Source organism: Bacillus sp. AP8, from assembly GCF_000321185.1.
Classification (GTDB): Bacteria; Bacillota; Bacilli; order Bacillales; family DSM-1321; genus Bacillus_AD; species Bacillus_AD massilioanorexius.
In genome coordinates this window covers 1-22,679 of sequence record NZ_CAPG01000060.1, presented here as the reverse complement: position 1 = coordinate 22,679, position 22,679 = coordinate 1, and the positions used below count along the sequence as shown (strand labels likewise).

The window sequence follows — 22,679 nt, the reverse complement described above, 5'->3', positions numbered from 1 at the left end:
TTTGGTTAAAATGAAATTCAATACATAAAGGGGAGTATGGAAAATTGAAAAATAAAGCTATGAGAAAGTTTACTTTATCCGCTGCAACGGCTACACTCGTTGCATCAGCAGTAGCACCTTTAGGAGCAGCGGCAGCATCCTTTAAAGACGTAGGTCCTCAATACAAAGAAGCGGTTGATTTTGTAACATCAAAAGGAGTAAGTGGATTTTCCAAAACAGAATTTGGTGTAGATAAAGAAATCACTCGTGTAGATGCAGCAGTTATGCTCGTTTCAGTACTTGGATTGGATATAGAAAAAGCACCAAATTCAGGCTTTAACGATGTACCGACTCGCGGAGTGAAATATGTCAATGCATTGAAGGCTGCTAACATTACACAAGGGAAAACAGAAACAAAGTTTGACAGCTATAGTCCCATTACACGTGGAGAGTTAGCAATCTGGATTCAAAAAGGATTTTCCTTAAAAAGCAGCTCAACAAATAACGCATTCACGGATGTGAATCCTAACTATAAGGAAGCTGTTAATGCGCTAGTAGCCAATAAGGTGACAAGTGGGGTAACAGAGACGTTATTTGGAACAGATCGTCATGCAAAGCGTGGAGATTATGCGAAATTCTTGTACAAATCACATGAGGCTGCACAAGATAGCTATAGTTTGTCACTAACAACAGAATCTAAGGAATGGATCGCTAATGGAACTGATCAAGGAGATATTACATTACAAATCATAAATGAAAAAACAGGAAAGGTAGATACGGCTATCAATGATGTCACTGTAGAGTTATCTACTACATTTGGTACACTTTCCTCAAGTAAAGTAACTATTAAAGAAGGAGTAGCGAAGGTTTCATTAAAAGCTGGAAACAGCTATCAAGCAGAAACAGCGAAGATTAATGCGAAAGTAACGGCAGCTCCTGACGCTTACAAATCACTTGTTGATAAAGTAGTTGGATCTCAGGATATTGCCTTTAAAGGAAAAGGCCATGGCGATAATTTCTTATTATCACTTATGCATACGAACGATACGCACGCTCATTTGGATCAAGTAGCGAAACGAGTAACAGCTGTGAAAGAAGTTCGTTCAAAAGCTCCGAGTGCCGTATTGATTGATGCCGGTGATGTTTTCTCTGGTACATTATATTTTAATGAATTTAGAGGACAAGCCGATCTTCAATTTATGAATTTGATGAAGTACGACATGATGACGATGGGGAATCATGAATTTGATTTAGGATCAAGTCCAGAAGGTCATAAAGCGTTAGCGAATTTTGTTAAAGGCGCTAGTTTCCCAATCATTAGCTCGAACGTGAATTATAGTCAGGATGAGAATTTAAAAGGCTTATACTCTGATGAAATAACAGCTGAACCAAAAGGTGGTCAAATTTTCAACGGTTTAGTTAAAACCATTAATGGACAAAAGGTTGGTTTCTTTGGGTTAACGACTGAGGAAACGAAGGACATTTCTAGTCCTGTGAAGGTGACCTTCAGCAACTACATTAAGGAAGCAAAAGAAGCGGTGGAAGCTTTTGAAAAGCTAGGTGTCAACAAGGTTGTAGCGGTTACTCATATTGGCTATGATGATAATCCAGCTTACGATAATGATTTAACTCTAGCGGCAGAGGTTGATGGACTAGATGTCATTGTAGGTGGTCATAGTCATACAGAGTTGAAGCAACCAGTAGTTGTAGAGAAGGATTCGAAAGGCAATAAGAAAGACCCAACTATTATTGTACAGGCGTTCCAATACAATGAGTTTCTTGGGACAGTTGATGTAGAATTCGATAAAGATGGGAAAATCGTTGGTCAAGCTGGTAAGCTGATTAAAATTGCAGAGCAAAAAGAGGATAAAGAAGCAGCAGAGCTATTAAAAAAATACTCATCTAAAATTGAAGAACTAAAAAATACACCAACTGGTGCAACAGCTATTAAAGCGTTAGATAACCCACGTATAAAAGATGATCCGAATGCACCAAGCGTACGCAAAAATGAAACAGAGCTCGGTAATTTAATTACGGATGGTATGCTAGACAAAGCGAAGGAATATAACAAAGACACGGTTATTGCTATGCAAAATGGTGGCGGAATCCGATCTGATATCGATAAAGGAGAAATTACGTTAGGTGAAGTATTAACGGTTCTTCCTTTCGGAAATACACTAGCAACGATGAAATTGAAAGGATCAGAAATAGTAGAAGCCTTAGAACATAGTGTAAGTACTTATCCAAGAGAAAACGGAGGATTCTTACACGTTTCTGGTATGAAATTTACCTTTGATAGCTCGAAGCCAGCAGGTAGTCGTGTACAAAAGGTAGAAGTGAAAGGAACAGATGGTACTTTCAAGGAGTTAGATGCTAATGCAGAATATGTCATAGCAACCAATGCCTTTACTGCTAAAGGTGGGGATGGTTATGATGTATTCAAAAAAGCATACGATGCTGGAAGAGTAACAGACTTAGGTCTAGCAGATTGGGAAAATCTTAGAGATTATGTAAGTAAGTTAAAAAATGTGGGTCCAGTCATTGAAGATCGTATTAAAGATGTGAAATAAGACATGTCTATTATAGAAAGAGAGTCATTCCTTTGGCTCTCTTTTTTTGATTCGCTAATTCTTTAAAATAGCTAAAACGTCCTTTATAAAGAATTAAAAAGTAAGAAAATGGTAGTATAACATCGAAAATCTTCGAAATGGTCTCTTTTTAGGAATAAATAGAATGGATACAGTGTTTTTCCAAATGAAGGAAATATTCTATAATAAAAACGTAATGTTCTTTAAAAAGAACAATCGGTTTTTTAAGGATGTGAATTTATGTATAAAAAGCACTGTTTTAACTGTCACAGACCTTCCTATAGTAGCTGTAATACAGGAGAATGGATATGCCCAATTTGTGAAACAAACTTAAGTAAACAAAAAAGCTTTCCTTCTGAATCACATGTTTTTCACTTTAACAAGTTGAGCCAAAAAAAACACTATAAGCATACAAGTTTTAAAGTATCGATACCCAAAAAATCATGAAGCTTTAAGAATATCGAACGGACTAATCTAAATAAAAAGAACTATCTATTTTCAGATTAGTGCCGAACAAAAAAGAAAACGTAGTTATTTGTCGTAAAGTTTTTTTATGACGAATTATAGTGAATGATTGTTAAATGGTATCAAATCTACTTTTCTAAAAGAATCATAAAGAAACGAATTATGGGAATGATTGACAAAAAGTAACAAACTTTTATAACCAATACTCGTATAATGAAGATATATAAATAACATATAGATAGCAAAAAAAGTCTTATTCATATGAAATGGAATACATAATGTGTTTTCAACATATGATCTTAAGATATGAAGATGCGTATTTTAGGGGGTAAATGAAATGGGTAGACGTTTGGTAGACTATAAGAAAATGAAAGAACTAGATTTGGAATGGATTGAATTAATGAAGGAAGCGAAGAAAATCGGTTTAACGAAAGAGGAAGTAGTTGTATTCTTGCAAAAGGAAGTTCAAAAAGAGAAAGCTGTATAAAGAGTAGGTTGGAAAAATGGAATGTCATAATCTTAGGTACCATTAGTGTAAAGTTATATTTACTATGGTACCTTTTTGCTGTTTAAAATAGAATTTACATCATTTAATCGTTTTTTAACTTCCATTTATTGAATTCAATGAATTCTCGAAACTGCTCCTTTGAAACCCCTGATTTCATAGCCTCTTCTACAATGGAAAGCCATTCAGAATCTAAATTATCAAGATTTGGTTCATCATAAAGTAAGGTGTCAACAGGAACACCTAAAACATCCGTTATTTTTTCTAAAAACTGAACGGATGGATTTGTTTGGATATTTCTTTCTATTGAACTTAAATAAGATTTGGCAACTCCAGCTTTTTCAGCGAGCTCAGACATGGACATCTTTTTTTCTTCTCGAATCTTTTTAACGCGATCTCCAATCATCATAAACATCACACCCTAGAAGTAGTTAATAAATATAGTACATAACTCTGTTAATTTTCTATTATTATATCCTATTCTTACCAATAAGTCTTTATCTTTTTGGAATGAAGCTGAGAATAGAACATCGGTCTATAGTGCTTCTGACCTTAAAAGAAAGTTTGAAAAAATTTTTATTTATAAAGATAAATTTAAAAAATGAAAATGATTTTTGGTTTTCATTCTTTTTTCACAATTGTAGCAAATGAACATAGAAATAGTATCATAAAAAAGGTTATAACTGTAAAAATATTTGATAATTTATACAATAAACCCATAATACAGAAAATTATTTTAATATAATATGGAAGTGCTGTAATAAAATCTAAATTAACTAAAAAATTACATTCATAAAAAATTAACAATTATTCTATTAATATATTTACTTATAATGTTTTAAAATGTATGAGTAGTATGTATAATGGTTTTGTACATATGAAAATTCGATACATTTGTTTATTTCTTATTATTTCGGGAAATAGAAAAGGTGTATCGATTTTGATAATTTAAATAAATGTTAATAGTCTTTTGTTTCTCTATTAATAATATCTTAGAATAATAAAAGATTATTAGGTTTGATTTACACTCTATCACTATTTCGATAGAAAATCTTTTAATAAAACGGAGGAATTATTTCTATGGCATACCAACCAAAGTCGTATCGTAAGTTTGTAGCAACTGCTGCTACAGCAACTCTAGTTGCATCTGCTGTTGCACCATTAGCATCAGCTGCTGAAAAGAATTTCACAGACGTTTCTACTAATTATAAGGAAGCGGTAGATTTCCTAGTATCAAAAGGAATCAATGGTACTTCTGATACTACTTTTGGAACTACAAACAACATTACTCGTGTTGATGCTGCAGTTATGCTTGCAACTGTTCTTGAACTTGATATGGATAACGCACCAGATTCAGGCTTCACAGATGTACCAAAACGTGCAGTAAAAGCTGTTAATGCTATTAAAGCGGCAGGTATTACTAGTGGTAAAACATCAACAACTTTAGATTCATACAGCAACATCACTCGTGGAGAACTAGCTGTTTGGATTCAAAAAGGATTTGAACTTAAAGGTTCAGGATCAGTTGATTTTAAAGACGTTAACAAAAACTACGTAGATGCTGTATCAGCACTTGTAGAAAACAAAGTAACTTCTGGTAAAACAACAACTACTTTCGGAACAGATTTAAATGCAACTCGTGGAGAATATGCAATCTTCTTATTTAAAGCAGATGCTGCTAAAACTCCAGCAGTAACTGACGTTGAAAGTGTAAGTGCTACTAATGCAAAAACAATTGCAGTTAATTTTACAAAAGAACTTACTGCAGATGAGAAAAAAGATCTTGCTATCGAAGTAAAAAAAGGTGATTTTTCAGTAACAACAAAAATCGATTCAGTTGAAGGTAAAGTTGCAAAAGTTGTAAGAACAAACGGTTATGCTTTTGAAGAAGGAACTTATACTGTAACTGTTAAAGGTTTAAAAGAAACAGTTGTAAAAACTTTAGAAATTAAAGCACAAACTCCAACAACTTTAGCTGTTGCTAATGATAAATTATTAGGTAACACTGCTAAAGCTAAAGTAGGTCTTGAATTAAAAGATCAATATGGTGAAAAAATCGATTTGGCTTCTGCTGATTTCGAAGTAGTGGCTACAAATGCAACTCAAGCTAAAACAGTAACTGTTGATTTTGATACTACAGATAAATATTTTTATATAGATACAACAAGTGATTGGGGAACAACAAATGCTGCTTTCAAAGCAGATGATGAAGTGAAAGTAACATTCCTTCATAAAAAAACAGGTTTAAAAACGACAGCTTCTTTAAAAGTGGTAGCGGGTGCTCAATTAGCCACAATTACTACAGGTGCAGTTGAGTTACCTACAGGTAAAACTGTATTAACTTCAGACTTAACTAATGTTACTGTTCCTGTCGCTGGTGTGGATCAATATGGAAATGCACTAAATTTAGTTGCTACTGGTGGTACTAAAAATATTAATATCGTATCTTCTGATAATAGTATTTTAAATCCATCTGACGTAACCGTAATTCAAGATCCTAAAGATGCAACTAAACAAAAACTAAACATTGCATCTTTCGGTAAAGAAGGAAAGGTTAATTTATATCTTGTAAACACAGTAACTGGTGATACTACAACTATCGCATTAGATGTTCAAATTGCTGGTGGAAAACCAAACACTGTTGCATTTGAAACAGGTTCTGTTGATGTAGCAAAAGGCGGAACTGCGGATGTTAAACTAACTGTTTCCGATATTTATGGTAATGCTCTTACAGGCACTCAAGTTAAAACGGCTGACAGTAACAACGAATTTACTATCTATTCTTCAAATAAATCTGTTGCTACTGCTGCAATTAATAGTGATGGAACTAAATTAACTGTGACTCCTGCGAGTGCTGCAAAAGTCGGAGATACAGCTACAATCACTTTCACAGTCAATGCTACAGGTAAAACAACTGTTTTAAATGTAAAAGTTGGTGAAACAGTTGCACCAAACAAAATTAAAGTATCTGCTGATAGCAAACACAAAACAAACTTAATTGTTGGAGCAACTACAACTATTAAGTTTGATACTTTAGATAACTATGACAACAAATTAACTACGCCAAATGGTGACCTTGAAGTTAAATATAGTATTAAGGAAACTAACAATACTAATGTATCATTATCTGCAGATTCTACTGATGAAACTAATGCATCTGTAGAAGTTAGCGCAGTAAAAGCTGGTTCTGCTACTGTTGTTGCAAAATTCGTTGATACAACAACTTCAAAAGTTATTGATGCTGTTGAAATCCCTGTAAACGTAGTAGAAAACACTTCTACAGGAATGACTTATGCTATCGAAGCAATCCCTACTTTATACAAAGAAGGTACTGCTAGTTCACACACTGAAGATGTGATCGTAAAAGCTACAGATGCAAGTGGTAAAGATTACGCTGTTCCTGCAGATGATATCGTAAGTATCACTTCTAGCGATGCTAAAGTTAAATTTGATCGAAACAAAGTGTATGCTGATGCAGCTGACATCACTGCTGACCTAAAAGCAAAAATCACTGTTGTTTACAATACAAAAGAAGGTATTCAAACATTAACTACAGACGTAACTGTTTCTAAAGATGACTTACGTGCTGAAAAAGTATTATTAATGGATAAAACTTTAGTTGATACAACTGCTAAAGCTCTAGAACCGATTAACGCTGACGCTTTCGCTGATGTAGCTGCTGCTACTGGTTACGTAATTGTTGAAGACCAATTTGGTGAAAAAGTATTAGCTAATAGTGTTGCAGGTAAAGATTATGATAACATTGTTGTGAAAATGACTAATAAAGTTAACTTCACAGATGCTAGTAAAAATGATGCTCCAGTAGTAACAGATTCTACAGGTGCTATCGACTTATCTACTTTAGCTGATAACACTAAAACTGTAGCGCAAAATGCTGCTTCATTCCGTTTGGTATTCACTTCAACTGCTAATGCAGCTGCTACTTTAGAAGTGACAGTTAAGTAGTTTAAAAATTAGGCAGAAATTATTCGGTTGAATAATTTATAAACATCGAATATTCATAGGAATAAATTTTCTATGAAAAACCCACCTACTAAAGTAGGTGGGTTTTTTTGAATGAATATTATAAATCAGTATATATAATGGACTATTAAAGTGAATAAATTACTTGTACTAACTAGATTCAAGAATAGCATGGGAGAAAAGATTTTAAATTCTTGTCAAAATCCAATTACAAACTCATATAAATCTACCTATTCTATTAAAATCTTCCAATTATGTCCGAAATAAAAGATATAACTATAGTCATAGGATAAATAGAACGATAGGAAGATTTTTATTATTATAATAGGACAAATGGGGGTTGGATATGAAAAAGTTCGCTATATCCTTAGTCTCATTACTTGTTGTAGCATCATTATCAAGTAATGTCGCTTATGGACAAAGTATTGATAAAGGAAGCAGTCCATCGTTTGAACAACGTGATTTACAAGAAAATAAAGTAGACCAGGATGCCACTCAAGAGAATATAGAAGAACTTTTTGATCAACCGAAGAATTTTGTCAAACAAGAGCTTGTTTTAAAATTTAAGGATGATACACCAACTTCAGTAAAAAGTACGTTACTGCAGCAATTTAAGCTAGAGGATGTATCCTCTTTATTGGAAGATCAGTATATGTTAGTGCAAATTCCGAAAGAGGGAAATTTACGAAGCATAGCTGAAAAGCTATCAGCCTCTCAAGATATTGAATATGTTGAACCCAATTTACAAATACATAAGCAATTTGTTCCGAGTGATTCGGAATACAAACGACAATGGCACCTCAATACAATTGGTGCCCCAAAAGCTTGGGATACGACGAAAGGCTCATCCGATGTGATTGTAGCTGTTGTGGATGGAGGAGTACAGCAGGATCATCCGGATTTGAAAGAGCGTATCGTTTCTCCAATAAATATGGTAAGTCCGAATAAGAGCTATGAGAATGACATTCATGGTACTCATGTCGCAGGAATCATTTCTGCAGCTATTAATAATTTTGGCACTATCGGTGTAGCTCCTCATACAAAAATTATGCCGATTAATGTGTTTCAAAGTGGTAAGTCGAATTCCTTTATTGTAGCAGAAGGGATTGAATACGCGGCAAATCATGGAGCGAATATTATTAACCTCAGTTTAGGTTTAGAGGTTGAAAGTAAAGCCATTGAGGCTGCGATTCAATATGCAGCTTCCAAAGGGATTACCATTATTGCGGCGGCTGGTAATAAGCATAGTAATCAACCTACTTACCCAGCTTCATACAACAATGTCATAGCTGTTAGCGCAACTGACAGTAATGATCAAATAACATCCTTTTCAAATTACGGTTCGTATATTGATGTAGCTGCACCTGGTAAAGGCATCTTTTCTACATCTATTAAGAGTCAATATCAATACATGGATGGAACCTCAATGGCGTCACCAATTGTGGCTGGAATTGCAGGTCTTATACTAGCTGAAAATCCATTTCTAACGGGAAAAGAAGTGGAGACCATTCTAAAAAAGACCGCTCTTGATCTGGGGAGCTCGGGTTGGGATTCCTACTTCGGAGCTGGCAGAGTACAGGCAAACCAAGCCTTGCAAATGGCTAGAGACTATTCTCCAAGTCTAACCATGCCAAATAGCTTCGTCATTTATAAAAATAATAAAATGAATCTCTCCATTCCGGTTCCAGCCAAAACAGTCGTTTCCGTTGGAATAGAAGATGCTAAAGGAAATACAGTTAAAAAGCTATTTTCTGAAAGAAAGTGGAATGGAGGCAAGCTTAACTTAAGCTGGGACGGCAAGTCTGATTATGGAGCATATGTGATAGACGGTAAATATGTTCTATCAATTCAAATGACGCTAAATAATCAGTTGGAGGAAATCAAAAAAGAAGTAAACGTTCAAAATTCATTTGGCAAAATACTAGTTGCTCCGAATAAAACGTACTATTCACCATCTGTTCAAGAGAAAATGCAAGTACCACTAAGTATTAATGAGAATGTCAAAGTAACAGCTAAGCTAGTAGATTCGAAACAACGTTCAGTCAAGGTTCTTTGGAATAATGCTAGTATTTCAAAGGGAAGTCGTACGATTGGTTGGGATGGAAAAAATCAAAAAGGGAAAAAAGTAAGTGCAGGAACTTATAAGCTCGTATTTACAACCATAGATAATAAGAAGAAAAGGACAACATCATTTGTGAATGTGTATATAGATGAAACAGCCCCGATCATTAAAATCGGAACGATGTCATTAATCTCTAATAGTGAAGTTAAAGAACATAGAACCATTGCATTTACTCTTAATGAAGATGCTCTAGTAACGGCTCAGATTTTATCTCCAACAGGAAAAGTGGTAAAAGAATTATCAGAGAATCAATTCTATTCAACTGGTAATCAAAGCAATCATTGGGAAAGTGTAATGGATGTTCCCCCAGGTATGTATCAGCTTGAGTTAATAGCTAAAGACTTAGCGGGAAATTCAAGAACCGTTAGAAATGCACTTCAAATATCATAAAGAAATGTATCTATAAGAATAAAAGAATCCGTTATCTTATCATTAGATTTCGGATTTTTTTATTGGCAGACTAAGAAAAAGATAGAATTATTTGAAACTTATTACATCCTTCACACGTTATATATATGGATACTATTTTCCATAGTTTTCAACAAATGGGTTTTCTAAACCATTTAAGGAAGGTAAGTATTCGATAGATAGAGCATAAGGTAGATTGTATTTAATGAAAAAATAGGTAAAAGGGGGAAAAGTATGAAAAAAGGTATGAAAGCAATTGCTGCTTTGGGATTAAGTTCTATTTTACTTGCGTCTACAGCTAGTCCAGCAGCTACTTTTGCAAAAGCTTCATCAGGAATTGAGCGATTTGATACTTCGTCTTTTTTGAAGACAAAGACTACTGAATCGCAAAAGAAAGTTTTGGTGAGCGAAGATTCCTTCATCATCAAATTCAGTAAGCCACTTACAGCAGCAGAGCACAATGTCGCAGGCGGAACATTAGTCCGTCAGGTTTCTAACTTGAATTATGCAGAGATTAAAGTAAAAAACAAAAAGAATTTAGCGCAAGTTATGAAGAAGTATCAAAAGCTGACGAAGGTAGTTTCGGTAAGTCCTAGCGCTCTGTTTACAACAAGCTCACTAGGTGATCCAAAAGCAAATTTACAGTATCAGCACACCATGCTACAAACAGAAAAAGTATTGAAGCTGGCTGGAAAAAACAAAGTAACCGTTGCAGTCATTGATACGGGAGTAGATGCAAAGCATCCTGATTTGAAAAAGAATTTGCTTCCAGGCTATAATGCGGCCAATCCAGCAAACCAACCTTTAGCAATGCATCATGGAACGCATGTTTCCGGGATTATTGCTGCCGAAAAAGGCAATGGTGTCGGTGGATATGGAATCAGCCCGAATGTAAAGATACTACCAATCGATGTTTTTGATGGTGGATTCGGAGCAAGCGATGCAAGTATAGCAGAAGGAATTCTATATGCTGTAAATAAAGGTGCAAAAGTCATCAATATGAGTTTAGGTGGATATGGAACATCACCTGTATTAGAAGATGCGGTAAAAACAGCTATCAAAAAGGGAGTTGTTGTAGTTGCGGCATCGGGTAATGAAAGCTGGGATATGGTAAGTACACCAGCAGGATATGAAGGAGTTATTAGTGTAGGTTCTATTAATAAAGATAGAAAGTTATCTGACTATTCTAATTATGGTCCTTCTGTAGATGTGGTAGCACCAGGTGAAGAGGTATACAGTACTCTATACGATACGGAGAAAAAATCTACATATTACAACCTAAGTGGTACATCGATGGCTTCTCCAGTAGTAGCAGCTGTAGCATCTTTGTTGCTAACAAAATATCCAAATTTAACACCTGCTCAAGTAGAATATATTTTAGAAAAATCAGCCGATGATTTAGGGCCAGCTGGTTTTGATACAAAATTTGCGAATGGGCTAATTAACCCAGCAAAAGCATTATCGTTCAATATGAAGAACTTACCATCCTATGTAAAACAAGAATGGACGAAAAAAGAAATATTAGCGAAGGCAGAACAAATTAAAACAGATAAAGTAGTGAAAGAAGAAGCGATTACGAAGGCTTATGAGCAAAAATGGATTCAATTGCAGGTGAAAAAAGGAGACCATATTCAAACGCTTTTAGAGGGTGCGAAGCAATATGATTACAAAATAATCGGTCACTTCTACGGAGCGGATAATAAAACAGAATCGTTTGATGTGAATCGCACACAAGATGGAAGTGTGGAAGCGGAAATGGTCACTGCTCCATTTGATGCTACTCTAGTTATTGGTGTAAAAGATGTAAATGGAAGCTTTGACGATTCTAGCAAAAAGGCTTCTAAGTATAAGCTAACGGTAGAAAAGGTATCAGAGCTACCGAAAGATGAATCCAGTGTGGAAAAAATGACTTCTATACCTAAATTACCATATAAACTCCCAGCTCCATTTACATTAGCAGGAGAAAATGGTGATTATGATTACTTTACATTTAAGGCTACAGAAGAACAGCTAGTGAAAATTGCTTTATCTGGTATTCCAGGCTTAAATACAGAAATTAGTGTTTATCAGTCTAGTAATCTTATTCCAGAAGATTCAGAGCCTATGACAGCTGAACAAAAGCTAGCAATGCTAAAAGAGCTGCTTGAAGGAAAAGAACAAGCTGGACCAGATTTTAATGCAAATAATAATGGATCAGGTAAGGGTGAAACGTTAGCATTCACTACCGAACCAGGTCAAGAATATATCATTAAAATTGCTGGAGATGCCTATGATTATGTAGATTTCTTTAGCTTGTTAATGGGATTAGGTGAATTGCAATCGAAAGAAAAACCATCGTCTTTACTTCCATATTCTTTAAGTGTTGAAGGAAAGACTTTACCTGATGACGAAGATGGACTTAACCAAGGTATTTTCGGAGATTCATCTGAAGAAAGTGACAATATTTTAATGTCTTTAAACAAAGGCGTTAAAATAGCAAGTGACGATCCTTATGTAGAAGAACAAACTAGAATTACGAATCAAATCGTAGAAAGTGCTCTTCCATACTCTATTGGCGATAAAGCATTAGGCTATATTCAAAATGATATGGATTTAGACTTTTTCTTAGTTGAACCACAAGAAACAGCTATCTATGAATTTGGTATCAAAAATAGTGAAGGTGTTATTCCACAAGTATCTGTTCAAGAGGTAGTGGAAGATAAGGATGAGGATGGAGCTCCTTATTCATACTTGAATAGTCTAAGTGAAAATGTCGATTGGAGCGGCTGGGATCCTGTCATGAAAGACAAATTCGTAGCAGGATTGAAAAAAGGCAAGAAGTATGTTGTTCAAGTATCACCGAATACTTACTCAGGTGGAAGTTCGATTTCTTTTGATCCTTATGAGTTAAGTTCAAAAAAATTAATTTCTAATCCAGAAGATAAATATGAACCAAGTGATTTGAAAAATGTAGTGAAGCTACCATCTACAAGCTTTAATGCAAACCTAGCAATGCCTGGTGATATAGATGCCTACTATTTTAAATCAACAGAAACAGGAATTAAGTCTGTAACAACAGGAGTAGCTGAAGCAAATGCAGCTCAGAAAAAGAAATATCCAAGTGAAATGATTAGTCAATATCATGCTTTAGCAACGGTTATAGAAGATACAAATGGTAATGGGAAATTAGATCTAGACAAGGATACAATGGTCACATCACCAATTAGAGGCTTCTTTGAGCAAATATCTGTTTCATTTAAAGCACAAAAAAATAAAGGATACTTTATTGTTGTTGAACCTAGCTTCCCTGGCTACGAATCATTCTCGTTACTACCTTATACATTAAAAGTAGTGAATATGAATAAGAAAGATGAAATATCAAGCCAAGCTAAACCAATTCTAATGAAGAAATCAAAAGGTGAATTCGTTGGTAGAGGTTACTTTAACGCTGGCATAACTGGTGGAGATGTAGATTGGTATCAATTCGAATTAGCGAAAAATTCTATAGGTACTATTAAATTAGAAACAGATAAAGTTAACGACGGTGTTATCAGTATCTATCAAAATGGCAAACTGGTTAAACAATCAGACTCCTATTTAATGGGTGATACAGAAGAGCTACAGCTTACTCTGAAAAAAGGAAAATACCAAGTCAAAGTAAGCGACTACTACGGCACATCAAGCGTATCAGCATACACATTGAAAGTGAATATGAAGTAAAGAAAAGTGGAAGTGCCTTGCCCCGCAGAAAGCGCGCATCCTGAAGCAGGTTTCCTAGTTTGAAGAAAGAGCTGACTCTAAACGTATTTAAACGTATTCAGAGTCAGCTTTTTCACTATGTTAACAAGTAATAGATTTAAGAGAAACTATGAAATTTTATGTTTGAAATGGTATATAAAAGGTAATTTAATATAAATAACCAACAAAAGAAATATTTTCATAATACTCTTGTAATAACCTTGGTATGTGATAAAATATTTAGTGTAACACCATTTCCGTTTTGTAATACGATAAACGTAGGTCAAGGTTGGTCGAAGGCAAAAAAGATATCTGCTCCGTAGCAGGTATCTTTTTTGTTTGTTTTGTTTTATACGAATAATATTTTTGGGTAAAAATCGACTAAATCCTTGGTCTTTTTTGATTGGGATTTCTGCGAACTTTATTTTAAAATAGTAATTTATATCTAGATTACTAGAGGGGTAATAGAGCTAGGCCTTGGTTTTATCTTTCAGAATGATATACTGAAAATGACTAATTTTTAGAAGGGTTGTAGAGTTTTGAATATTAAAAAAATGACAGCTGCTATGTTACTCAGTCTCAGTGCCATACTTGTTGTTGGAGAAACGGCAGGGTATGCCAAATCTGTCTCGATTACACCAGGGGTTGAATGGCAATCGGACCAACAGGTGATTTCCAAACGAAATCAGTTCGTGAATACGTTACAGGTCGATTTAAATGATCCGTATACATTAGTAGATTTCGGCACATCTGATCCACTTGAGAAAAGAACCGTTGTGACGGAGCTTGCCAAAATGCACACAATGGAGAAAAACCATGTAGTTGGAGCAGTCAATGCATCCTTTTTCCATATGGATAGTGGTAAGCCGGCCTTTTTACTATCCAAAAATGATAGAATCATATATTTAGGAAGTGCTGCTGGTGTAGAAGCTAGTTTTGGAATTAATAGTGAAAAAACTGCTCAAATTGCTCCTTATACCATTGATATCGTCGCTACGCATAATGGTCAGCCGATAAAAATTTCTAGCTATAATAGAAGTAGAACGAATAATTCAAGTATTCTTTATACATCGAGCTTTCGATATAGTGATACTCGAGCAAATAATGCGGGATATGAAGTGGTTGTCTCTGGCTTACCTAAAAGCATCGATCAACAAACTTCATTCGGTGAGAAGCTAACGGGTAAGGTAACAGCCATCAGACCTTATGGACAAGGCACAAGTAGTAAAATACCTAATGATGGCTTTGTCTTATCTGCTACTGGTACCAAAATGGAAGATTTAAAAGCCATGGCTATTGGTGATGACGTCTCAATAGAACTGAATATTAACGAAGAGTGGAAAGGTGCAAATAGCATCCTTGCAAGTGGTCCACTGTTAGTAGATGACGGGAAAGTGAACACAAATATCGTCCATTCTACAGCTGCTTTACGAACAGCAAGAACAGCCATTGCAATTGATACAACAGGTAAGAAAGTATTTATGGTAACCATTGATTCTGGTAAAAAAGGAAAAAGTGAAGGTTTGACTCTCAATGAGCTAGCTAGCCAATTAGTGAAAATGGGAGCTTACAAAGCCATTAATTTAGACGGAGGCGGCTCAACCACTATGGCTGCTAGAATTCCTGGCAACCGCTATGCTTCCTTAGTAAATTTACCATCAGGTGGAAGTCAACGAGCGGTATCAGCTATCATGGAAGTCATTAGCACAGCTCCATATGGCCAACCAGCTAAAATAACAGTTAATCAAAGTGGTAAAACGAATTTATTAGTTGGAGCTGACGCAACATACAACGTAACATCTGCTCTCGATTCTTATAATAATGTTTTAGGTGTGGCTAGTAATCCAGCTACCTATACGGTTGAAGGTAACATTGGACGTTTAAATCAATCAAAATTTATCGCTGAAAAAGCAGGAACAGGCTCTGTTGTTGTTAAAGCAGGTACGGCAGTGACTAAAGTACCCGTTACAGTTGTGGCGCAGCCTACTAAGCTAACGAGCAATGTATCTAGTATTTATATCGGTAAGGGAAAATCTGATAAAATCAGCATCTCTGCTTTCGATAAAGCAGGAAAAAATTTAGTGTTTAATAGTAATCAAGTAAAATGGAGCGTTTCTGGCAATATTGGAAATATCAAAGCGGATGGCACCTTTACATCTGGACAAGCAGAGGCGAAAGGTAGCATTATTGCTACATTAAATGGTAAGAAGCTGACTATTCCTGTAACCGTTAGCGATAAACCATTAATTCTTTCATCTTTAGATGTAAGTAAACAATGGAAAGCTTCTAGTGCGAAAGCAAAGACAGCTATTCTTCAAAAAAGTGGTAAATCAACTAAAGAAGGAAAAGGATATTTAGGATTAAGCTATGACTTCACAGGCTACAAAACAGCATCAGTTTCGGCTTCCTACATGTCACCTGTATCTAAAATGCAGATTCCTTCCAAACCAACATCATTGTCTCTTTGGGTATGGGCTGACGCTAAAAACCATTGGTTAAGAGGCAAAGTCAAAGATAAGAACGGTAAAGTTTATACGATTGATTTTACACAAGAAGGAAAGTTGAATTGGAGAGGACAATGGAAGCAACTTACGGCTAAAATTCCAGCAGGAGTAGCTTATCCAGTTTCTGTAGAAAGCATTTATGTAACGGAAGCAAAAAGCACCAACAAAAACAAAGGTGCGATTTATTTAGACGCATTGCGAGCAAATTACAAATAAGATCGAAAAGGGAGTCTAAAAGGTTAGGCTCCCCTGTTTTTTAGTTTAGGCGCAAGAAATATGAGAATGAACTCATACTATAAAAAATAGATGCAAATACAGCACGTTTAGACGCATTTTATAATAAAACCAACGCAAAAACGGAGAGAATGAAATCAAAACGAAAAAGAGAATTCACCGGAAAGAAATAATACTTTCGGATGAATTCTCTTTTTGCTTAATGCATTCTTTTTTTCAGCAAAGCTTTTTTTCTAAAATGGTGAACGACAAAGGTCGCAACAAAGGCAGCAATCATAATAGTAAAGAATATGCTATTTGGGATATGTATATCGATAATGGTCAATCCCATTTTAGTACCAATAAAGAGAATTAAAATATAAGCTGTTGTTTCTAATTCAGGTACTTTATTCATTAACTGAATAAATACGGTTGCAATACCGCGCATCATGAGTATCCCAATCATACCACCTAGCATAACAATCCAAACTTCTTCTGATACAGCTAGGGAAGCTAGTATGCTATCTACAGAAAAGCTTAAATCCATTAGTTCAATACTAATAATAGTAGCCCAAAACATCCCGAATATTCGAACTAAAAAGCTTTGTTTACCATGATGAACGACTTCAGATGGTTTAACTTCACTTTCTCTAGAAAAATATTTATCTTTAAAGAATTTAATAGACAACCATAGTAAATATAGAGCTCCTAATAGTTTGATAAACCATAAATGGATTAAATAGGTTCCTAAGCCGATTAAGATAAAACGGAATAGATAGGCGCCCCATAATCCGTAAACAAGAGCTTTCTTTTGCTGATGCTTCGGTAAGCGTTGTACGAAGGCTGAAAGCACTAAAGCATTATCAGCTGATAATAAACATTCTAGAATGGCTAGTGAGAGAATGAGTCCCCACGAGCTTGGCTTTGATAATACCTCTGCCCACATATGAAAATCTAAAAGGGAAGCGTAAGTAGCTAATATATCATGTAACAAAATCCATACCTCCTTGAATAAATAGTATAGACCTCATTCGTCTATACAACCAGTAATGAGCCTATAGTAGAAGTAAATCTTTAATGGCTAGTATTTTCTTTAGCCGTTTTGAAGGGATAAAAAACAGACCTATTCAATCGAATAGATCTGTTGACGATTCGTTACCCTTCAATAGCAGCTACTTTCCATCGAGATAAATCTGGTTCAGCTTTTAGAACTAAAGAAGCAGGGAAGATAAACGTCCATGGCTTTGTTGTGTTTCCTTTAACTTCTAGGTCGTTGAGTTGGAACCCACCTTTAGCCACTAGTTCATCTTGAGCATCGAAGACCTGTAGTGGAAGCTGCTGAATGTTAATATTGTTTAAGCTACCATTACGAATTAAAACAGTAATATGTAAGTCTCCGTTTTCTTTTTTAGAAGCTTGAAGACCCATGAAATTTACTTCTCCTTCTTTTGGAGGAGTTAATCCATCAACAATTCGTTGCAGTTGTTCTTTTCCTTCGGCACTTAAGCTTGAATTCCATGATTCTTCTAAATCTAATGAATGCTTAGGTTTAATTTCAAAAGCTAATGTCCAATCAGATTTGAGGAAATCTCTTTTAACAATCGTTTCTTTAGGAAATAGGAATTGCCAAGGTCTACTGCTGTTTGCTGGTAGTTCACCAAGCTCTTCAAGGTTAAATTCATGACGAGCAATTAATTGTTTATCTTGGTCTAATAACAATAATGTCGTGTTATTAAAGGTAATGGGTTTATTGACACTATTACGAACAAAGGCAATGGCAACTAAGTTATCTCCATCTTCATGAAGCTCAATGCCTGATAAAGAAATTTGATTAGGCTTAAGTGGCTCTAATTCATTATTTAGAAAACGATATACATAGTTTTGCTCTGTTGACATAGTCCATGTAGGATGTAGTGACAATTCTGTTTCAACTGTCGCCTCGTCATTCACTTGTTCTTCGCTTTCATTTAAAATCTCATTTGAAGAAATGGTGCTGTCTTTACCTTCTTTTTTTACATTTGCTCCATTTTTACGGAAAAAGGAAAGCATATTTTTCACTCCTTAATTAATTGAGAAACAAGGTAGAGGCTGTCTAAAAAGGGATTGAAAAGCCCTTTTTAGACGCCTTTACACTTCATAGTGTAATATTTTTAAAAAAGTATGCTATGTTTATGTGTACTCTTACTTTTTTATAAAAGCTGATGTATCGTGCTTTATACTGTGTTTTATGTTCGCTTCTTTTACAAGGAGAAAGTATGTCATTTTGAATCAATATGAAATAAAATGACCTTTTGAGTTAACCTCTGTAAATTGACCTCAACAGTAATGGTTGCTGTTCTATTCGTGCTCAATAAACATGCCTAAGATATGTGCTGTTTCTAATGAAATGGCCTTGGCTATTTTATTGTAAGATAGAGTAAATAGCTCTAAGCCTTCATTTTGATAAATACGCATTGGATCTTCCTGCTGATAATGACGAAGTCCAATACCTTCTTTTAAGCGAGTCATATGCTCAAGGTGCATGATCCACTCGTAGTCAATTACACGAATCATGGCGTATTTTAAAGACTCTGTGATACTTTGTTGTTCTTCAGGGTCTCTTTCTTCTTTAATGAATGCCTTATAAGCTTCTAAAGCCTCCTCAACAAGGTCAAAAACATCTTGCTGAGTATTAACCTTGTCAGTAAGGTCTATATTCGAATTTAAAATGATACTGCTTAATTCAGCTTGTAGATTAGCGATTGGCCATTCCTCTACAACGACAACTTCATTACATGCCTTTTCAATTGTACTTTTCACGGCGCGAGAAACCATTTGTGAACCAAGCTCCGTTAAATCTTCTCTTGCGATTATTCTGTTGCGCAAAGTATAAATGATGTTACGTTGTTCATTAATAACATCATCAAGCTTTAAATTGTATTCACGCATTGAGTAGTTGGCGCCTTCAACAATTCTTTGTGTGCGATCGACAAATTCATGGATGTTCTTATTGGAAATAAGTCCTTCCTTATTTGTTTGCAACTTTTTAGTAAGCTTTTCAATTTCTTCATGAGCGAATCGACGGAACATATCATCTTCAAGTGAAATGAAGAATTGGCTTGCTCCAGGGTCGCCTTGTCTACCAGAACGTCCACGTAATTGATTATCAACACGGCGACTTTCGTGTTTTTCTGTTCCTAATACAAATAAGCCACCAAGCTCTGCAACACCATCACCTAAAAGAATATCTGTACCACGTCCTGCCATATTTGTAGCAATCGTAATTTGATTTTTTTGTCCTGCTAGTGAAATGAGGCGGACTTCTTGCTCAACGCTTTTAGCATTTAATATTTCATATTGTAGTTTTTCACGTTCTAGATATTCGGCAACTTTTTCAGATTGTAAAATAGACGTTGTACCAATTAAGACAGGCTGTCCATTACGGTGACATTCCATGACCTTTTTAAGCATGGCTTCGTATTTTTGCTCAGTCGTTTGGAAAACCTGTTCGACTAAATCCTTACGCTGCTTTGGTCGGTTCGTTGGGATCGATACGACCTCCATACCGTATACCTCTCTAAATTCCTTTTCTTCTGTCTTTGCAGTTCCTGTCATTCCCGAAAGGAAAGGGTACATACGGAAATAGTTTTGAATCGTAATAGACGCTTGTGTTTTGTTTTCTTCTGTAATTTCTAAGCCTTCTTTTGCTTCAATGGCTTGGTGTAAGCCATCACTTAAAGAACGACCTTCCATTATACGACCTGTAAACATATCGACTAGTAAAATTTTGCCTTCTTTAACGATATAATCAACATCGCGTTCAAACATAACATGTGCGCGAACGCCTTGAATGACGTAATGATACAGCGTTTGATGTTCTAAATCATATAGATTATCTACACCAAAAGCTTTTTCAACCTTCTCTATTCCTTTATCTGTTAAGCTAGTAGCTTTTGTCTCTAAATCAAAAGTATAATGCTCATCTTGTTTAAAGGATTTGGCTAATCGGGCTGCAATATAATGGAGATCAACATTGGATTGCATTTTTCCTGCAATGATTAGAGGTGTCTTCGCTTCGTCGATTAGTACACTGTCTACTTCATCGATAATAGCAAAGTGATAAGGTCTTTGAACCTTTTGAGAAGGGTCAACAACCATATTATCTCGTAGGTAATCGAAACCGAATTCTGTACCTACACCATAAGTAATATCGGCTTTATATGAAAGCTGCTTTTCTTCTGGTTGCATCTCGGGTACATTGAGTCCTACTGTTAATCCTAAAAATTTATGAATTTGACCGATCATTTCGTAGTCGCGCTTTGCTAAATAGTCATTTACCGTAATTACGTGAACGCCTTTACCTTCTAAAGCTCGAACATAACTAGGTAAGGATGCCACAAGTGTTTTACCTTCACCAGTTGCCATCTCAGAGATATTTCCTTCACAAAGAACAAGACCACCAATTAATTGAACGTCGTAATGACGCATTCCTACTACACGCTTGGAAGCTTCACGGACTACAGCGAAAGCATCAGGAATAATATCTTGAATTTTTTTCCCTGCTTCTAGTTCATTTTTAAAATGAACTGTCATATCTTTTAATTGTTGATCTGTATATTCCTCATATTTCTTTTCTAAGGCGTTTATTTTTTCGACAATTTTATTGTATTTTTTAAGTTTTTTCTGATTATTATCTGAGTATTTTGTTTTCAGAAACGATAACATAATAGTTAAATGCCCCTTATAATCTAAATGAATTTTCAAGCTATATGCAATATCTTATATCTTATCAAAATTATAAAATAAATACTATAATGAAGGAAGATAATACCTCGGAAAATAATTACCAATTATTCTATGTTGAAATAACGCGTAATTACATATGTTTTAAAGGATTCTAGCAAAATTTGTGGCAAATATTATGAAAGATATCTAAATTTTTTGTAGGATTTCTAGAAAAATAGTTTGAAAGTTTTACTATAATTAAGTAGAATATGCTAGAGTGATGTTTTAAAGATTAGAATTTGGGTATTGATTAAATGGAATTTATCCAATCTCTGCAAAGTAAAGTTACAATTGACATCTTAGAATATATAGCTTTTGGTTATGATAATAATTGAGGAGGTACTTCATGGTTTACCTTACCTTGTTAATTTGTTTTATTGCTTCGCTGATTATAACACCCTTTGTCAAAATGTTGGCTTTGAAAATTGGAGCTACTGATAAGCCCAACCAACGCAAGGTTCACACGAAAATTATGCCACGTCTTGGTGGTTTAGCGATATTTATTAGTTTTTTAATTGGTCTTGCTTTTTTAAGACCAGAAGGTGAGCATATTGTTCCAATTATCGTTGGAGCGTTCATCATCATCATTATCGGTGTCCTGGATGATATGCTTGAATTATCAGCAAAGGTCAAATTCATTGGCCAAATCGTAGCTGCCTTAGTTGTTGTGCTTAACGGTGTTCAAGTTGAAATGATTAACCTTCCATTCGGTGGAGAGTTACACCTGGGTATGCTAAGTATTCCATTAACAATCATTTGGATTGTTGGTGTTACGAATGCCATTAATTTAATTGATGGTCTTGATGGACTAGCTGCTGGTGTTTCAACAATCGCTTTAATTACAATTGCTGCTATGGCGATAGTAAAAGGTGATTTGTTTGTAGTAAGTGTAGCGGCTGTATTGATTGGTAGCACATTAGGCTTCCTAAAATACAATTTTCACCCAGCGAAGATATTCATGGGTGACACTGGCGCATTATTTCTTGGTTTTATGATTTCTGTTCTTTCATTACTTGGATTCAAAAACGTTACAATGCTTTCATTGATTGTACCTGTTATTATCCTCGGAGTTCCGATTTCTGATACATTTTTTGCGATTATCAGAAGAATCGTTAACAAAAAACCATTATCTGCACCAGATAAGTCACATTTGCATCACTGTATGTTACGATTAGGATATTCACATCGTCAAACAGTGCTCATTATTTATGCAATGGCAGCATCTTTTGGATTAGCAGCTTTTATTTTCTCCATGTCAACCGTTTGGGGAGCAATGCTAATCGGAGCGATACTCATTTTAGCCATTGAAGTATTCGTTGAAAAAGTCGGTCTTGTTGGCAGCGAATATAAGCCATTATTACGACTAATATCAGCGAAGAACTCAGATAAGTAATTAGAAAACCATCCAAATGTTAATTGGATGGTTTTTT

11 protein-coding genes are annotated in these 22,679 nt (G+C 35.1%); 7 read left to right on the top strand and 4 right to left on the bottom strand.

What is annotated here, in order from left to right:
• Window positions 1–44: 44 nt before the first annotated feature.
• Both BN349_RS24950 and BN349_RS25440 read left to right on the top strand, forming a co-directional pair.
• Window positions 45–2,549, top strand: coding sequence for a 5'-nucleotidase C-terminal domain-containing protein (locus BN349_RS24950; protein ID WP_019243110.1), 2,505 nt, complete (start codon window positions 45–47; stop codon window positions 2,547–2,549).
• A gap of 820 nt (window positions 2,550–3,369) precedes the next feature.
• On the top strand, window positions 3,370–3,519 hold the full coding sequence (locus BN349_RS25440; RefSeq protein WP_019243108.1) for an anti-repressor SinI family protein: 150 nt from the start codon (window positions 3,370–3,372) through the stop codon (window positions 3,517–3,519).
• A gap of 103 nt (window positions 3,520–3,622) precedes the next feature.
• On the opposite strand, the gene BN349_RS14795 is transcribed toward BN349_RS25440, so the two are convergent.
• Window positions 3,623–3,943, bottom strand: a complete 321-nt coding sequence (locus tag BN349_RS14795; protein ID WP_026089327.1) for a helix-turn-helix domain-containing protein — start codon at window positions 3,941–3,943, stop codon at window positions 3,623–3,625.
• Window positions 3,944–4,617: 674 nt separating this feature from the next.
• Here BN349_RS14795 and BN349_RS24945 point away from each other — a divergent pair.
• From BN349_RS24945 to BN349_RS14775, 4 genes are all read left to right on the top strand, one after another.
• Entirely contained in the window at window positions 4,618–7,503 is a 2,886-nt protein-coding gene (locus BN349_RS24945) for an S-layer homology domain-containing protein (RefSeq protein WP_019243106.1), read from the top strand.
• A 364-nt stretch (window positions 7,504–7,867) separates the two neighbouring features.
• Window positions 7,868–10,033, top strand: a complete 2,166-nt coding sequence (locus BN349_RS24940) for a S8 family serine peptidase (RefSeq protein WP_019243105.1) — start codon at window positions 7,868–7,870, stop codon at window positions 10,031–10,033.
• A 252-nt stretch (window positions 10,034–10,285) separates the two neighbouring features.
• Window positions 10,286–13,750, top strand: a complete 3,465-nt coding sequence (locus BN349_RS14780; protein ID WP_019243104.1) for a S8 family peptidase — start codon at window positions 10,286–10,288, stop codon at window positions 13,748–13,750.
• A gap of 557 nt (window positions 13,751–14,307) precedes the next feature.
• Entirely contained in the window at window positions 14,308–16,488 is a 2,181-nt protein-coding gene (locus tag BN349_RS14775; RefSeq protein WP_019243103.1) for a phosphodiester glycosidase family protein, read from the top strand.
• 217 nt (window positions 16,489–16,705) lie between these two features.
• Here the strand turns inward: BN349_RS14775 and BN349_RS14770 are convergent, their stop codons facing one another.
• The 3 genes from BN349_RS14770 to secA2 all read right to left on the bottom strand — a co-directional run bounded on the left by BN349_RS14770 (window position 16,706) and on the right by secA2 (window position 21,189).
• Window positions 16,706–17,479, bottom strand: a complete 774-nt coding sequence (locus BN349_RS14770) for a TerC family protein (RefSeq protein WP_019243102.1) — start codon at window positions 17,477–17,479, stop codon at window positions 16,706–16,708.
• A gap of 161 nt (window positions 17,480–17,640) precedes the next feature.
• Window positions 17,641–18,534: an accessory Sec system S-layer assembly protein gene (locus BN349_RS14765; protein ID WP_019243101.1), complete on the bottom strand. Its 894-nt coding sequence runs from the start codon at window positions 18,532–18,534 to the stop codon at window positions 17,641–17,643.
• 288 nt (window positions 18,535–18,822) lie between these two features.
• Complete coding sequence (gene secA2, locus BN349_RS14760; RefSeq protein WP_019243100.1) at window positions 18,823–21,189, bottom strand: accessory Sec system translocase SecA2; 2,367 nt, start codon at window positions 21,187–21,189, stop codon at window positions 18,823–18,825.
• Window positions 21,190–21,595: 406 nt separating this feature from the next.
• Between secA2 and BN349_RS14755 the strand changes: the two genes are divergently transcribed.
• Window positions 21,596–22,642 (top strand): glycosyltransferase family 4 protein, encoded by a 1,047-nt coding sequence (locus tag BN349_RS14755; protein WP_019243099.1) that lies wholly within the window; start codon window positions 21,596–21,598, stop codon window positions 22,640–22,642.
• Window positions 22,643–22,679: the final 37 nt, after the last annotated feature.

Coding starts and splice junctions, on each gene's coding strand:
- secA2 (WP_019243100.1), bottom strand. CDS start 21,189: ATGTTATCGTTTCTGAAAACAAAATACTCAGATAATAATCAGAAAAAA.
- BN349_RS24945 (WP_019243106.1), top strand. CDS start 4,618: ATGGCATACCAACCAAAGTCGTATCGTAAGTTTGTAGCAACTGCTGCT.
- BN349_RS14780 (WP_019243104.1), top strand. CDS start 10,286: ATGAAAAAAGGTATGAAAGCAATTGCTGCTTTGGGATTAAGTTCTATT.
- BN349_RS25440 (WP_019243108.1), top strand. CDS start 3,370: ATGGGTAGACGTTTGGTAGACTATAAGAAAATGAAAGAACTAGATTTG.
- BN349_RS14765 (WP_019243101.1), bottom strand. CDS start 18,534: ATGCTTTCCTTTTTCCGTAAAAATGGAGCAAATGTAAAAAAAGAAGGT.
- BN349_RS24940 (WP_019243105.1), top strand. CDS start 7,868: ATGAAAAAGTTCGCTATATCCTTAGTCTCATTACTTGTTGTAGCATCA.
- BN349_RS14755 (WP_019243099.1), top strand. CDS start 21,596: ATGGTTTACCTTACCTTGTTAATTTGTTTTATTGCTTCGCTGATTATA.
- BN349_RS14795 (WP_026089327.1), bottom strand. CDS start 3,943: ATGATTGGAGATCGCGTTAAAAAGATTCGAGAAGAAAAAAAGATGTCC.